This window comes from Aurantimonas sp. E1-2-R+4 (assembly GCF_036549515.1).
GTDB lineage: Bacteria > Pseudomonadota > Alphaproteobacteria > Rhizobiales > Rhizobiaceae > Aurantimonas > Aurantimonas coralicida_A.
Window position 1 is genome coordinate 14,761 of the sequence record NZ_JAZHLK010000017.1, and the last position, 14,630, is coordinate 29,390.

14 protein-coding genes are annotated in these 14,630 nt (G+C 64.3%); 6 read left to right on the forward strand and 8 right to left on the reverse strand.

The genetic code is table 11. The features are described 5' to 3' along the window. Positions 1-8 precede the first annotated feature (8 nt). Entirely contained in the window at positions 9-1,487 is a 1,479-nt protein-coding gene (locus VQ045_RS09745; RefSeq protein ID WP_327623380.1) for an outer membrane beta-barrel protein, read from the reverse strand. A gap of 468 nt (positions 1,488-1,955) precedes the next feature. On the opposite strand from VQ045_RS09745, the gene VQ045_RS09750 reads away from it, so the two are divergent. Next, positions 1,956-2,951, forward strand: a complete 996-nt coding sequence (locus tag VQ045_RS09750) for a KpsF/GutQ family sugar-phosphate isomerase (RefSeq protein WP_327623460.1) — start codon at positions 1,956-1,958, stop codon at positions 2,949-2,951. 24 nt (positions 2,952-2,975) lie between these two features. Here VQ045_RS09750 and VQ045_RS09755 read toward each other — a convergent pair whose 3' ends face one another. The 4 genes from VQ045_RS09755 to VQ045_RS09770 form a co-directional block, all read right to left on the reverse strand. Further along, positions 2,976-3,440: an NfeD family protein gene (locus VQ045_RS09755; RefSeq protein WP_327623379.1), complete on the reverse strand. Its 465-nt coding sequence runs from the start codon at positions 3,438-3,440 to the stop codon at positions 2,976-2,978. Next, a complete protein-coding gene (locus VQ045_RS09760; RefSeq protein ID WP_327623378.1) occupies positions 3,437-4,441 on the reverse strand; it encodes an SPFH domain-containing protein in 1,005 nt (334 codons plus the stop codon). Before VQ045_RS09760 ends, VQ045_RS09755 begins: the two co-directional genes overlap by 4 nt. A gap of 122 nt (positions 4,442-4,563) precedes the next feature. Continuing rightward, on the reverse strand, positions 4,564-5,625 hold the full coding sequence (gene hemH / locus VQ045_RS09765; RefSeq protein ID WP_327623377.1) for a ferrochelatase: 1,062 nt from the start codon (positions 5,623-5,625) through the stop codon (positions 4,564-4,566). Between the two features lie 204 nt (positions 5,626-5,829). Next, on the reverse strand, positions 5,830-6,192 hold the full coding sequence (locus VQ045_RS09770) for a hypothetical protein (protein WP_327623376.1): 363 nt from the start codon (positions 6,190-6,192) through the stop codon (positions 5,830-5,832). A gap of 237 nt (positions 6,193-6,429) precedes the next feature. Between VQ045_RS09770 and VQ045_RS09775 the strand changes: the two genes are divergently transcribed. Continuing rightward, positions 6,430-7,197 (forward strand): STAS/SEC14 domain-containing protein, encoded by a 768-nt coding sequence (locus VQ045_RS09775; protein ID WP_327623375.1) that lies wholly within the window; start codon positions 6,430-6,432, stop codon positions 7,195-7,197. A gap of 22 nt (positions 7,198-7,219) precedes the next feature. Here VQ045_RS09775 and VQ045_RS09780 read toward each other — a convergent pair whose 3' ends face one another. Continuing rightward, positions 7,220-7,666: a nuclear transport factor 2 family protein gene (locus VQ045_RS09780; protein WP_327623374.1), complete on the reverse strand. Its 447-nt coding sequence runs from the start codon at positions 7,664-7,666 to the stop codon at positions 7,220-7,222. Positions 7,667-7,779: 113 nt separating this feature from the next. Further along, entirely contained in the window at positions 7,780-9,225 is a 1,446-nt protein-coding gene (locus VQ045_RS09785; protein WP_331829963.1) for a homospermidine synthase, read from the reverse strand. 183 nt (positions 9,226-9,408) lie between these two features. On the opposite strand from VQ045_RS09785, the gene VQ045_RS09790 reads away from it, so the two are divergent. From VQ045_RS09790 to VQ045_RS09800, 3 genes are all read left to right on the forward strand, one after another. Continuing rightward, positions 9,409-10,374 (forward strand): small ribosomal subunit Rsm22 family protein, encoded by a 966-nt coding sequence (locus VQ045_RS09790; RefSeq protein ID WP_331829964.1) that lies wholly within the window; start codon positions 9,409-9,411, stop codon positions 10,372-10,374. A gap of 86 nt (positions 10,375-10,460) precedes the next feature. Then, positions 10,461-10,721, forward strand: coding sequence for a BrnT family toxin (locus VQ045_RS09795; RefSeq protein ID WP_331829965.1), 261 nt, complete (start codon positions 10,461-10,463; stop codon positions 10,719-10,721). Then, positions 10,714-10,989 carry a helix-turn-helix domain-containing protein gene (locus tag VQ045_RS09800; RefSeq protein ID WP_331829966.1) on the forward strand — a complete coding sequence of 92 codons (276 nt, stop codon included), beginning with the start codon at positions 10,714-10,716 and terminating at the stop codon, positions 10,987-10,989. The genes VQ045_RS09795 and VQ045_RS09800 overlap by 8 nt, the downstream gene beginning before the upstream one ends. 73 nt (positions 10,990-11,062) lie before the next feature. On the opposite strand, the gene VQ045_RS09805 is transcribed toward VQ045_RS09800, so the two are convergent. Further along, complete coding sequence (locus VQ045_RS09805; protein ID WP_331829996.1) at positions 11,063-12,892, reverse strand: M3 family oligoendopeptidase; 1,830 nt, start codon at positions 12,890-12,892, stop codon at positions 11,063-11,065. A 178-nt stretch (positions 12,893-13,070) separates the two neighbouring features. Here VQ045_RS09805 and VQ045_RS09810 point away from each other — a divergent pair, with 178 nt between their 5' ends. Then, positions 13,071-14,555 carry a sigma-54-dependent transcriptional regulator gene (locus VQ045_RS09810; protein WP_331829967.1) on the forward strand — a complete coding sequence of 495 codons (1,485 nt, stop codon included), beginning with the start codon at positions 13,071-13,073 and terminating at the stop codon, positions 14,553-14,555. The last annotated feature ends 75 nt before the right edge of the window (positions 14,556-14,630 follow it).

Sequence of the window (14,630 nt, forward strand, 5' to 3'; positions counted from 1 at the left end):
CTGGCCTCTTAGCGCTGCAGCTTCACACCGAGACGAATCGTATCGGCGCTGTAGTCGCCGCCAGGCGATTGCGCATAGACTTCCTGATGGTTGTAGAGGCCGGTGAAGGCGAGGGTTCGGTTGAGCCAGTAGGTGATGCCGGTCTCGCCGGTCAGGGTGGTCTCGTCGGCCTGGGGAAGCGTCGAATCGCTGTATTCGGCGCTCAGGGCCGCAGTGAGGTCGGCCCGCGCCGTCAGCACGCGCCGCAGGCCGATGGACCCTTCGTAGGATGTCGTGGTGGACTGGCCTGTGGTGTCAGGATCGAAAGCGGTGCGGGCGGCGATCGTGATGTCCGTCCCGCGTCGCGGCGACCAGACGAGATTGGCGTCGAGGGTTGGCGTGCCGGTCGCCTCGACGGCCGGATCGTCCGGCAGGTTCCAGGCGTAACCTGCGGCGATCTCACCAGTCAGCTTCTCGGTGAGGTTCAGCGCCAGACCCGCGCGCAGCGAGGGAAGCAGCGAATCCCGCTCGACATCGTTCGGCCCCCCGTTGTTCGAATCGTCGAACAAACGCCAACCGACGCTGCCCTCGATGAAGGGCGTGAGCGCCGGCGACAGTTCGTAGCCTGTTCTCAACCCCGCCGTGAGCGTCGTGTAGCTCTGGTCGGGGGAACCCGAGGGCAGGCCAAAATAGGCCTCGCGGGCGGCGGTTCCGGTGCCGGTGACGCGCAGCCGGCCGAAATCGCGCTGAAGTTGCGCCGAGGCCGAGGCGTTGAGGACCTCGGGGCGGTCGGAATTGCGCAGGGTGGTGTCGATTTCGCTAACATCCTCGCGGCGATACGCCACCGCGCCCCTCAGCGTTGCGGTCGTGACGCGGTCGAGGTCGAACCGCAATCGACCATCGACCGCCGCCTCCGGGTCGTCGCGGGTCTCGCCGGAGAAATTTCGGCGGAAGGTGAGACGCGAGTTCAGCTCCGCCTCGTCATGCGACCAGTCGGACAGGAGCCGCGCCGAGATGGTCGTCTCGCTGAAAACGCCGCCTTCTCCGCCTGCGATCTTGTCGAGATTGGTCGAGGCGCCAAGGGTCTGGATCAGCTCGGGATAGAGTATCAGGCTGCCGGCGCGGATGCCGACGGGCGCAAAGGGATCGGCCTCGTGGCGGCGGATAATGCGGCCGATGGCCTCGGCCGGCCGGTTGGTCCGCAGGCTGGAATCAGCGGCCAGAGCTTCGCCGGCGACGCCCGCGGCGAGCGGCGGGTTGCTTGGTTGAAGGCGGGTCGACGGACGGCGGTTCTGCCGGCGCAGTTCGTCTTGCGCGGCTTGATCTTTCGCAGCGTCGTCAACGCGGACGGATCGCGAATCCACGGGCTTGACCGGTTCGGCCGGGCGCGCGCGAAGGATCGTAGTGTCGAGTGCGTCCGCCTTGGTCGCAGGTCCGTCGAACAGGTTGAACTCCCGGATCGACCTCGGGGGCTCGCTGGCCGGAGGCTCCAAGGCCTCGTCGAGCAACGGACGGTCTCGCGGACGCAATGTTGGAGCCGGGGCATTCAATTCTTGGGACGCGCTGCCGAGGGTGCGGGTATTGGTTCGCAAGCCATCGAGACCCCGCGATCCGAGCAGTTCCCCATCGGTCCGAAGTTCCGGCATGGAAAGCGTCTGCCCGAAAGCCGCCACCGGGCCTAGCCCGGATGGGAAAGACGAGGCAAGGCCAAGAGCGGCGGTGGCCAGCGTCAATCGGAATCGGTGGAATGTCCAAACCATCGCGGCGTCGTCTGCACCTTCTGCGAGCACGCGCGGCAAAACCCGAGCTTGCCGATTGGTAAATTTTCATGGTTAAGAAGGCGTTACCGGGGGGGGGGGCGCACCCCGTCGTGGACTTGGAATGCCCGCACATGTCATCATCTGGCCCCAACGGTCTGCGATCGACGGTGATGGAGCCGTTATGGCGGAGCCCGACAGGAGCATGCGACGAACGTGATTCCCAAACCCGAGCCTGACAACGTCGGCGCGCGCCTCGGCGCGCAGTCCGCCGTGCGCACGATCGAGACCGAAGCCGAGGGGCTGATGACGCTGGCGGGTCTGTTGAAGACCGGCATGGCGGCGCCGTTCGAGCGCGTTCTCGATATCATTCAAGGCATCAAGGGCCGGCTGATCGTCACCGGCGTTGGTAAGAGCGGGCATATCGGCGCCAAGATCGCGGCAACCTTCGCCTCGACCGGTACCCCGGCGTTCTTCGTCCATCCGGCCGAGGCCAATCACGGCGATCTCGGCATGATCGGTCGGGACGATGCCATCCTCGCCATGTCGTGGTCCGGGGAGACCGCCGAGCTGAAGGGGATCGTTGCCTATTCACGGCGCTTCCGTATTCCGCTCGTCGCGGTCACGTCCCGCTCCGATTCGACGCTCGGACGCGAGGCCGACGAGGCGCTGACATTGCCGCGGGTCGCCGAAGCCTGTCCGCACGGCCTGGCTCCGACTACCTCGACGACGCTGCAAGTGGCGCTCGGCGACGCCCTTGCCGTCGCGCTGCTTGAGCGTCGCGGCTTCACGCCGGGCGACTTCCGGGTCTTCCATCCCGGTGGTCAGCTGGGTGCGAGCCTGATGCATGTCGGCGACATCATGCATGTCGGCGAGGCGATGCCGCTGGTTCCGTCCGGCACGCCGATGTCGGAAGCGATCATCGTGATGTCGCGCATGGGTTTCGGTTGCGTGGCCGTGGTCGATCCAGATGGGTGCCTCACCGGCATCGTCACCGACGGAGATCTGCGCCGGCATCTGGGCGACGACCTTCTCAGGCAGACGGTCGACGCGGTGATGACCCGCGACCCCAAGACGATCGAGCCGGAAACCCTGACCGTCAAGGCGCTGGACATCGTCAACAGCCTCAACATCACGGCTTTGATGGTGGTGCGCCAAAAGCGACCGGTCGGGATCGTGCATCTGCACGATTTGTTGCGGATCGGCGTCGCCTGACTGCGGGGCACGGCAAACGGCCCGTCAGAGTGGCTGGACAGGCTCCACCGTCAGAACCGATCCCGTCGCGCCGATAATGCGCACGCGGCTGGCCTCGGGCAGATCCGGGCCCTCGACGCTCCACCAGCTATCCTCGATGGCGACGCGGCCGCGACCGTTGACGATCGCCTGGGTCAATACCGCCTCGCGGCCGATCAGACGGCGGGTTCGGCGGTTGAGCAAACCGGATCCGCCGGCCTCGCTTTTCGAGCCGTACCAGCGCCGCCCGAGATAGACGCTGATGGCCGACAGCACGACGAAGGCGAGAACCTGCTGTTCCCAGCCGAACCAGCCGCCGGTGCCGAGAAACAGGGTGTTCATGCCGACGATCAGCGCCGCGATGCCGAAGAAAAGCAGATAAACACCCGGCAGGACGACTTCGAGCGCGAGCAGAACGAGGCCGAGAATCCACCAGCCATAGTCCGACAGTGCCTCGATGATGACGCTCACGCTTCGCTCCGTCCCATCGGCGAATCTGGAGCCCGGTTACCGCTTGCGGGTACGCGCGGGGTAGTTCGCGAAGCGGCCTGGCCGGACTCGCCGAAGGTGGCGCGGGCGACCTCCGCGATGCCGGCGATCGAGCCGATCAGAGACGAGGCTTCCAGCGGCATCAGCACGACACGCTGATTGGGCGCCGAGGCGATCTTGGCGAGGGCTTCGGTGTATTTCTGCGCGACGAAATAGTTGATCGCCTGGATGTCGCCGGCGGCGATCGCCTCGGAGACGACGCGGGTGGCGGTCGCCTCGGCCTCGGCCAGCCGCTCACGCGCCTCGGCTTCGCGCCATGCCGCCTCGCGCTTGCCTTCGGCCTGCAGAATCTGCGACTGTTTCTCGCCCTCGGCCCTCAGGATCGCGGCATTGCGCGAACCTTCGGCTTCCAGGATTTCGGCGCGCTTCTCACGTTCGGCCATCATCTGCCGGGCCATGGAATCGACGAGGTTCTTCGGCGGGTTGATGTCCTTGATCTCGATGCGGGTGATCTTGATCCCCCAACTGCTGGCTGCCTGATCGACAACCCGCAGGATCTTTTCCGAAATCGCGTCGCGGTTCGACAGAAGGTCGTCGAGATCCATCGAGCCCATGACCGAGCGCAGATTGGTCATGACGAGATTGAGAATGGCGTTTTCGAGCCCGGAGACCTCGTAGGCGGCGGCCGCCGCGTCGAGCACCTGATAGAAGGCGACGCCGTCCGCCGCGACCGAGGCGTTGTCGCGGGTGATAACCTCCTGGGTCGGCACGTCCAGCACCTGCTCCATCATGTTGAGCTTGCGCCCGACGCGCTCGATGAACGGCAGGATGATGTTGAGGCCCGGCGTCAGGGTGCGGGTGTAACGGCCGAATTTCTCGACCGTGTAGTTATAGCCCTGCGGCACCGTCTTGACCGTCGAAAACAGGACGACGATCGCGAAGAACAGAAGAACGAGGACGAAAATTCCAGAGCCCGAGAGCATGTCACCTCCATCCGCTCGGGACGGTGTCGCTCGGCGCGGACCCGTATCACCGACCGGTGTGCGACTATCGCGTCAGGCGGTGCGCGACGCAAGCGATCTTCCGCCCATGCGGCCAATCGGGCTCAGTCGAGCCAGCCCCTCAGTTCCCGCCGCACCATCGCCTCGATGACGTCCATGCCCGGTTCGGAATCGTTGAGGCAGGGGATGTGGCTGAACTTCTCGCCGCCGGCCTCGTGGAAGATCTCGCCAGCCTCGCCGGCGATCTCCTCCAAGGTCTCAAGGCAGTCGGAGACAAAGCCCGGATTGAGCACCGCGATGCGCTTGATCCCCTCCTTGGCCAATGCCTCGACGGTCTTGTCGGTATAGGGCTGCAGCCATTCCTCCGGCCCGAAGCGGGACTGGAAGGTGGTCATCAGCCGGCCGGGCTGCCAGCCGAGCCGCTCCTCCAGTAGCCGCGAGGTCTTCTGGCAGTGGCAGTGATAGGGATCGCCCTTGCGGAAATAGCTCTGCGGAATGCCGTGATAGGAGGTGATCACGCGTTCCGGCTCGAAATCGAGACCGGCGAGATGGGTTTCGATCGAGCGGGCGAGCGCGTCGATATAGACTGGCTCGTCGTGATAGGCTGGCACCGTGCGCACGGCCGGCATCCAGCGCTTACCCATCATGTGCTGGAAGAATTTGTCGTTCACCGTTGCCGTCGTCGAGGCGGCGTATTGCGGATAGAGCGGATAGACCAGGATGCGCTCGCAGCCCTGGTCCAGAAGGGCGTCGGTGCGCTCGGCGATCGAGGGCTGGCCGTAGCGCATGGCCCAGTCGACGACGACCGAGGCGTCGCCGGCCATGCGCACCGCCAGCTTCTCGCCCTGGGCCCGCGTGAAGGTCCGCAGCGGCGATTCGTTGCGTTCCTTGTTCCAGATCTGGGCATAGGCGGCGCCGGATTTCTTCGGCCGCGTGTTGAGCACGATGCCGTAGAGGATCGGATACCAAGCGGCGCGCGGCCACTCGATGACCCGCTTGTCGGAGAGGAACTCCTTCAGATAACGCCGCATCGGCTTGAAATCGGTGCCGTCGGGCGTGCCGAGATTGACCAGGAGAACGCCGACCTTCGGCTGTTTGACCTGCGGGTGGCCCGCCGGGAGGGGGCCGATCGCCCGCTCGGCGATCGTCTTGGTCAGGGCAGTCATCGTCGCGTCCTTGCACAGTCTCGCGGGAGCAAAATCTTGCTTGGCTCATCGCCTGGCCAACCGCACGTAGCCGCGACCGTGTCACCCGGTAAACGGCCCCGGTATGGTTGCGGCCTGCGGACGGCCCTCGGTGGAGACCGGGATATAGGAAATTTTGCCGGAGGGTGAAGCGGGTCGAGGCCGTTTGCCCCTGCGACAAATTCCTCAGGCGCGGGCGAGATCGAAGCGGTTGCCGCTGGACGTCGCGCAGGAAAGGCGATTCGCGTCGACCTGATTGCAGTTGGCCGAAACCTGCTGGTTGCGCGTGGTCGATGTGTAGAGCAGATTCACTTGGCCGGGACCGAGATCGGTATAGTTGCCGGAGGCCAGGAGACCGTTGGTCGCCCGCTCGACCGAGGTGAAACGGCCATTTTGGAAGGTTGCCGTATAGGCGACCGGGCCGCCGATCGAAGCCCAGCGCCCCTCGATGCCCTGCGGCTGAGCCGGCAACACTTGGGCCCGCTGCTCGGTCTGGCAGGCGCTGAGAGCAAAAGTCGCGAGCAGGAGCGAAACAGCGAGACGACGCATCAGAAGAACCCCAAAATTTAGGCGCGGCACCCTCCAGGCCGAGAATCAAGCGCCGAACCGAACCCCAACGGGGGCAAACCACGAAACCAGTCGTGAAAGCCTAGTCGTGAAAGCCTAGTCCACGCGTCGATTAAAAGTCTATCGCATTTTGTTCAAATGAATTGCTTTCGATCAAAGGGCCGGAGCGTCGCCGGTGACATCATCCCTGTTCGCACGCACGCAGCAAAGGAGATTACGATGTTCGCGCAACTGGCCGCCCCGAGCCATGTTTTGGCATTTCGGCTGAGTGGCAAGGTCATCGGAGAGGATATCAAGCGTTACAAGGAACTGCTCGAGACGATGCTGGGCTGGCATGGCGACATCAGCCTGTGCGTCGACGTCACCGGCCTTTCGGACATGGATGCCGACGCTCTGCTCGAGGGAATGAAAGCCGATCTCGAATTTTTGTCCCATATCCGTCAATTCAGGCGCGGCGCCGTGATCTCGGACAAGGAATGGCCCCGAGCGGTGACCGGCTTCTTCAGCCCGTTGTTCCCGAACTTCGAAATGAAGAGCTTTGCTCCGGAGCAGGTTGAAGAAGCGCTGAAATGGGCCGCCGAGCTTCCCGCGCTGCCACAAGCCGATACCCCGGCGGTGCGGTTCCTGCCGACATCGCGGGACGACGTTCTCGCTTTCGAGGTCGACGGCGTGATCTCGGAGTCGGAGTTCCCGACCGTACTCGCTGAGATCAACGCCTTGTTCGACCGTCACGACAAAGTCCGCCTGCTCGGTCGCATCAAGCATCTGGGCGGCTTCGATCCGGCCATCCTCATGCAGAGCGGTCTGATCCCCATGAAGCTCGGGGCCATGCGGAAGGTGGAGCGCTACGCCATCGTCGGCGCGCCCGGATGGATGTCCAAGATGATTTCGACGATGAATCCGCTGTTCGATGTCGACATGCGAACGTTTCCGGCGGAGCGGGAGGCGGAAGCCTGGGCCTGGGTCGAGGCCGAGCCAATCTTGTAGCGTAACGTGCTTTGCCGTCGCTTTAGCTGACGGGTTCGGCCTTGCGGGACGGGATGACGGAATGAATCGAACCGATCGTCTCGATCGACCGTATGCGGTTGTCGCTGGTGAAGGTGAACCAATACATGGTCGTCCCGGTGATCAGCGTCCCGGTCTTATCATCCCGGCGTGACCAGTCGCATCGGCTGGCCGCTTCGTCCATCTCGCACACCAGACCGCGCAACTCGTAGGAGAGATAGGTGGTGCGCTTGAACATCTCGTCGAAGAACGCCCGCGCCTGTTCCTCGCCCTGAAGCTCGAATTCGCCCTCCATCCGCCCGAACCAGGGCATGTCAGACTGTTCGGCGTTGCTACGCTGGGACACTTTGGCGCCGGGAGCGAAATGCCGGGCGATCGTCCCGCCCGCTCCCGCCATCACCGCTTCCATCACCTCTTCGACGACCGCGCGCTTCGCGTCGGTATCAGCCATGCTTTGCTCCGGGAGGGACCGGATCCAAGCCCGATCCCTCAAATTGTAGGCATCATACGTCCCGACGCCGCATCGCCGGTCGATACGCATTAGCGCAACCGGACGTTAAATGCTCAGCGAACGAGGATGTTCCGGAACTGCCAGGGGTCTTTTTCGTCAAGGTCCTCGGGGAAGAGGCCCGGACGATCGGTCAACGGCGTCCAGTCGGTGTAATAGCCCTTCACAGGACCGAGATAGGGAGACTGAACCTCGAGGCAGCGCTTGTAGTCCATCTCGTCGGTCTCGACGATGCCGGCTTCGGGATGTTCCAGCGCCCAGACCATGCCCGCCAGAACAGCGGAGGTCACCTGCAGGCCGGTGGCGTTCTGGTAGGGCGCGAGCTTGCGGGTTTCCTCCAGCGAGAGCTGCGAGCCGTACCAATAAGCGTTCTTATCGTGGCCGTAGAGCAAGACGCCGAGTTCGTCGATGCCGTCTGTCAACTCGCTTTCGTCGAGGACATGATGCTCCGGCTGGATCTTGCCGGCCGCGCCAAACAGTTCATGCAGCGACAATACCGCGTCGTTGCAGGGGTGATAGGCGTAGTGGCAGGTCGGCCGGTAGGTCACTTCGTCGTCGCGGTTGCGATGGGTGAAGAAGTCCGCGATCGAAACGGACTCGTTGTGGGTGACGAGGAAACCGTATTGCGCGCCCGGCGTCGGGCACCAGGTCCGCACGCGCGTATTGGCGCCCGGCTGCTCCAGATAGATCGCCGACTGGTGGCCCTTCTTGTGCTTGTTGGCGTTCTTCGGCATCCACTTCTCATGGGTGCCCCAGCCAAGCTCCGCGGGCTGCATGCCTTCCGACAGGAAACCCTCGACCGACCAGGTGTTCCAGAACACGTTCATCGGCTTCGGCGCCTTGGCGAGCTGCGTGTCGCGCTCGGCGATGTGGATGCCCTTGACGCCGGCCTTCTTCATCAGCTTGGCCCAGCTGTCGCGGTCGTCCTGCGCCGGCTCCTCGAAATCGAGGCCGACCTCGCGGGCGACGTCGACCAGGGCCTGTTTGACGAACCAGGAGACCATGCCCGGATTGGCGCCACAGCAGGAAACCGCGGTTGTCCCGCCCGGATTCTTGCGCTTTTCCTTACGGACGGTCTCGCGCAGGGCATAGTTGGTGCGATCGGCGTTGGAGAGAGACTCGTCGAAGTAAAAGCCGAGCCACGGCTCGACCACGGTGTCGATGTAGAGCACGCCGAGTTCACGGCAGAGCTTGATCAGGTCGAGCGACCCGGTATCGACCGACAGATTGACGCAAAAGCCCTGGCCGTCGCCCTCGGTGAGTAGCGGCGTCAACAGATCCCGATAGTTTTTCCGGGTCACGGCCTCGTTGACGAAGCGGATGCCGCGTTCGTCGAGAAGATGCTTATCGGCATCGTTCGGATCGATGACCGTCATTCGCTGTTTGTCGTAGTCGAAATGGCGTTCGATCAGCGGCAGGGTGCCCTTGCCGATCGAGCCGAAACCGATCATCACGACCGGGCCGGTGATCTTGGCGTGGACCGGGTGGTTCTTCTTGGCCATGCGGCATCCCTTTCGATGATTGTTGCGCCGGAACGTTGCGCGAAGCCGCTAGAGCAGTTCGACGACGAATGGAAGAGCGGGGTGAGAGAGCGCGATGATCGAGCGGCATGATCGAAGGGGCGAAACGGCCGTTGTCGACACGGCCGCGAGACCTTCGAGATCACAATTGCGACAGGCCGTACGATGCAACTTCCCGCCGCGTTGAGACAGGCGCTCGACGCACGGCTCGACCGCCATGCGATCGACGACTTGCGGAGCGGGGGCGAACGGCTGTCGGGGCGCTACCGCGCTGAGATCCGCGACGGGCGTCAGCACCTCGATGGCGAGCCGGCGGTGCTCGCCTATCTGGCCGCCCGGATGCCGGCGACCTTCGCCGCCATCCGGGCCAGCCTGGAGGAGGTCGCGCTGCGGCGTCCGGATTTCGCGCCCGAAACCCTTCTCGATATCGGTGCGGGGCCGGGCACGGTGCTTTGGGCCGCCAGCGATGCCTTCGACAGCTTGTGCGAGGCGACGCTGATGGAGGCGAGCGCACCGGCGCTCGCCGTTGGCCAGGCGCTGGCGCAAGAGGGATTGGCGGTGGCGACGCGCTGGGTGCGTGGCGATGCGACAGCGGATCTGGCGGAACGCGCGCCGGCTGATCTGGTGACGCTCGCCTATGTCCTGGACGAATTGCCGCCAGAGGCTCGGGCGCCACTGGTCTCGCGGCTGTGGCGGCTCACGCGCGATGTTCTTGTGATTGTCGAGCCAGGTACGCCGGCCGGCTGGCGGCGCATCCTCGCCGCGCGCGAACAGTTGCTGGCCGAGGGCGCACATCTGCTGGCGCCGTGTCCGCATGCCAAAGTCTGTCCTGTCGCCGCGCCAGACTGGTGCCATTTCGCCCAACGGGTCGCCCGCTCGCGCGCCCACCGTCTCGCCAAGCGCGGGACGGTTCCCTACGAGGACGAGAAATTCGCCTATCTGGCGGTCGCCCGCCAACCGGCCGTGCCGTTGACCGCGCGTGTTCTGGCCTCGCCCCGAAGCGGCAGCGGCAAGGTGCGGTTGAAACTCTGTACGCCCGACGGGCAGATGCGGGAGCGGCTGGTGACCAAACGCGAGGGCGAAATGTTCCGCGCCGCCCGCCGCCTCGACTGGGGCGATGCCCTCGAATGAGGGGGGAACCCGTGGATTGGCGAAACGATCGACAAACCGTGGCATGGGCTGGTCTTCTGTCCGCTATTAGCGTATGATGATCGATCATGACGGAGCCGTTCGATCCGAAAAAGGACCGCCGCAACCGCACGGAGCGTGGTCTTTCTCTCAAACTCGGCTTCGACATCATCGCCGGGCGTGTCATCGAATTCGAGGATACGCGCTTCGAGTACGGGGAGCGTCGAATCGTTTGTTTCGGCCGTATCGATGGTCGGCTTTACGTCTGCGTCTATACGGTGCGCGAAGCAGGTCCCCGGATCATCTCCGTACGCAAGGCAAACCAACGGGAGCGAGCACGCTTTGGCTGACAATCCGACTACTCCCGATGCAAATCCTGACTGGAGCGCGTTCGATGCCGCGCCCCTGGACAGCGCTTTAAAGCTTCAGGCGACGCGCGCGCGCCTGAAACTGAGCCAGCGCGACTTCGCGGCGCTTTTGCGCGTTCCGTGCGCGACGCTCCAAAACTGGGAACAGCGCCGGACCGAGCCGGACGCGTTCGCGCAGCACATGATCAACATCATCTACGACGATCCCGATGGCATGCGGCAGCGCTTGGAGCGGCAAAGCGCGGCCTAAGGCGCCGAACCGTTGCGAGGCTGAGCGAAAAAGCGGGCGTCGCAGTGGGTCGGTCCTTCGCCGGCCGCCCCGATCAATCGTCCATCGCCTCCAATTCGTCGATGAAGCCGGAAATCATCGCCAGACCCTTCGACCAGAAGGCGGGATCGGAGGCGTCGAGGCCGAAGGGCTTCAAAAGCTCGGAATGGTGCTTGGTGCCGCCGGCCTTCAGCATCTCGAAATACTTCTCCTGAAAGCCCGTCTCGGAATTGCGGTAGACCGCGTAAAGCGAGTTCACCAGGCAGTCGCCGAACGCATAGGCATAGACGTAGAAGGGCGAGTGGATGAAGTGCGGGACATAGGTCCAGTAGGTGTCGTAGCCATCGCCGAGGCGCAGCGCCGGGCCGAGGCTGCGGGTCTGGACCTCCAGCCAGATTTCGCCGATCCGCTCGGTCGTCAGTTCGCCCTGCCGACGCTCTTCGTGCAGTGCCCGCTCGAACTGATAGAAGGCGATCTGCCGGACCACCGTGTTGATCATGTCCTCGACCTTGGAGGCCAGCAGCGTCTTGCGCTCGGCCTTGGTCTTGGCCTGCTCGAGCAGCGAGCGGAAGGTCAGCATCTCGCCGAACACCGAGGCGGTCTCGGCCAATGTCAGAGGCGTCGCCGCCATCAGCGCGCCCTGCCGGCCGGCGAGTACCTGGTGGACGCCGTGGCCCAGTTCATGGGCCAGCGTCATGACGTCACGCGGCTTGCCCATGTAGTTGAGCAGCACATAGGGGTGGACGCTCGGCACCGTCGGATGCGCGAAGGCACCCGGCGATTTGCCGGGGCGGTTCGCCGCGTCGATCCAGTCATTGGCGAAGAAGCGGTCGGCGATCGTCGCCATCTCCGGGGCAAAGCCGGAATAGGCCGACAGCACGGTCTGGCGCGCTTCGTCCCAGGAAATGTCGCGGCGGGTGGAATCGGGCAGGGGGGCGTTCCGATCCCAGTATTCCAGAACGTCCAGTCCCAGCCATTTCGCCTTCATGGCGTAGTAGCGATGGGAAATCGCCGGATAGGCATCGCTCACAGCCTCCGACAGCGCGTCCACGACCTCGCGCTCGACCCGGTTGGCGAGATGGCGCGAGTCGGCGACATCCTCGAAACCCCGCCAGCGATCGGAGATCTCCTTGTCCTTGGAGAGGGTATTGGTGATCAGGGTGAAGACGCGCAAATTCTCGCTGAAGACATTGGCGAGGGCGCTCGCCGCCTTGCGCCGCTTCTCGCGCTCGGGGTCCTGCAAGAGGTTCAATGTGGCTTCGAGCGCCAGATCGTCGCCGTCGACGGTGAAGCGCAGCGAGGTCAGCGTCTCGTCGTAGAGACGATTCCAGGCGCCGCGGCCGGTGATCGCCTTTTCGTGAAACAATTCCTCGACGCGATCCTCGAGCTGGAACGGCTTGTCTTTCCGCAGGTCGACGATCCAGGGGCGATAATGCGCCAAGGCGGGGTCCCGCTCCATGGCTGCATCCATCTCGGCATCCGCGATTCGGTTGAGCTCCAGCGGGAAGAACAGGAGCCGCGAGGAGATGTCGGTGACGCTCGACTGGATATCGCCGTAGAACTTCGCTCGCGCCGGGTCCGAGGTGTCGCCGGAATAAACCAGCCCGGCATAGGAGATGATCCGGCCCAGCAGTTCTTCCAGCGTCTCGAATTCGACGACCACCGCCGCCAGGCCTTCGCCTTCGCCGCGAGCGGCCTCGGCAAGCCGGCCGCGCCAGCGGTTCTGGAAGGTCTCGGCCTTGTCTCGTGCCTTTTCCAGATCGCTCTTGAGTTCGGCGCTATCCATCGCCGGATAGAGATCGGCCAAATTCCACTCCGGCAGCGCGTCAGCGTCTGCGGCGGCTGCTTCGGTTGCCGAGCGGGTCGGGGAAAAGCTTTGGGTCATGAACATCGATCTCGTTGGCGAAGGGTAGGGCTGGGCGACGGGGAGGGCCGGTAGCTGCCATGTCGTTCAAATCAGACTGAAATCAACAGCGCTTCGTTAGTCTTGCTTGTTCAGTCGAATTTTAGCGGCGCGTGTCAGATTGGGTCATTCTCGCGACAAGACGAGACCGGAGGCCGACATGACCCAATCCGTACTCATCGTCGATGATGATCCCATACAGCGACGCCTGCTCGATGCTCAAGTGGCACGTGCGGGACTGCGGCCGGTGTCGTGCGGCGGCGGACGCGCAGCCCTCGATGCACTGGCAAACGGTGAGGCAGGGCAGATCGGCGCGATCGTCCTCGATCTGATGATGCCGGACATGAGCGGCATCGAGGTGATGGCCGAGATGCGGCGCCGGGGGATGGATATTCCGGTCATCGTCCAGACCGCCAAGGGATCGGTCGACACCGTGGTCGAGGCGATGCGTGCCGGTGCCTTCGACTTCGTCGTCAAGCCGGTCTCGCCGGAAAAGCTGCGGGCCGCTCTCGACAACGCATTGCGGATGCGCGCCGCGACCCGGCGACATGGCCAGACAGATACTGCCGTGGCCGCCGCGGCGCCGAGCCTCGGCGGCTCAGCCGCATCCGCGGCGCTGCGTCCCGTGCTGGCGAGCGCGGCAAAGGCTGCGGCGTCCAATATACCGGTCCTGATCGAAGGTGAGACCGGCGTCGGCAAGGAATGGCTTGCCCGCGCGGTCCAGGCGCATGGGGACCGCGCCAAGGCTGCCTTCGTTCCCGTCAATTGCGGCGCGATGCCAACCGATCTCGTCGAAAGCATCCTGTTCGGCCATGCCAAGGGCGCATTCACCGACGCGACCGCGCGCCATGAGGGGAAATTCATCGAGGCCGACGGAGGAACGCTGTTTCTGGACGAGGTCGGTGAATTGTCCGCCAGTGCCCAGGTCAAGCTCTTGAGGGTGCTGCAAGACGGCGAGATCGACCCGGTCGGAAGCAAGACGCCGATAAAGACAGATGTCAGGATCATCTCCGCGACCAATCGCGATCTCGCGGCAGCGGTTGCTGCGGGGCGGTTTCGCGAGGATCTTTACTATCGCCTCAACGCATTCGAACTTCGCGTCCCACCGCTGCGCGAGCGTCGCGGCGAAATTTCGGCGCTGGCGCGTGGCTTCGTCGCGCACTTCGTCGGTCTAGAGCGCGGCACCCGGGTCCGCCGTCTGTCCGAGGAGGCCATCGCGGTTCTGTGCCGCTACGACTGGCCGGGCAATATCCGCCAGTTGGAAAATACCATCCATCGCGCCGTGGTGTTGAGCGACAACGAGACCCTCCTCGCGGTCGACTTTCCGCAGATCGCGGCGCTTCTCGCTGCCGATCCGGCGAAGCCGGCTTGGTCCGAGGACCCCGGCACGGACCATCGGGAACCGCCGGCATCTGAACAGATGGAGAAACCCTGGAGCGGTAACGAACGGCGGCGCGACGCCCCGGCTTTCCCGCTCCGCGACGCGAACGGACAAATCCGCCGCATGGAGGAGGTGGAGGCAGACCTGATCCGGCTCGCCATGGCTCAATACGGGGGCAGGATGAGCGAGATCGCGCGGCGGCTCGGCATCGGGCGCTCGACGCTCTACCGAAAGCTGCGTGCCTATAATATCGCGGTAGACTGATGTCTCTGCGTCATCTGGTCGCCGCCGAGTTTAGCGGCGCAAACCCGCGGCCCGTCCTTGGGCGGGCAAGTTAAA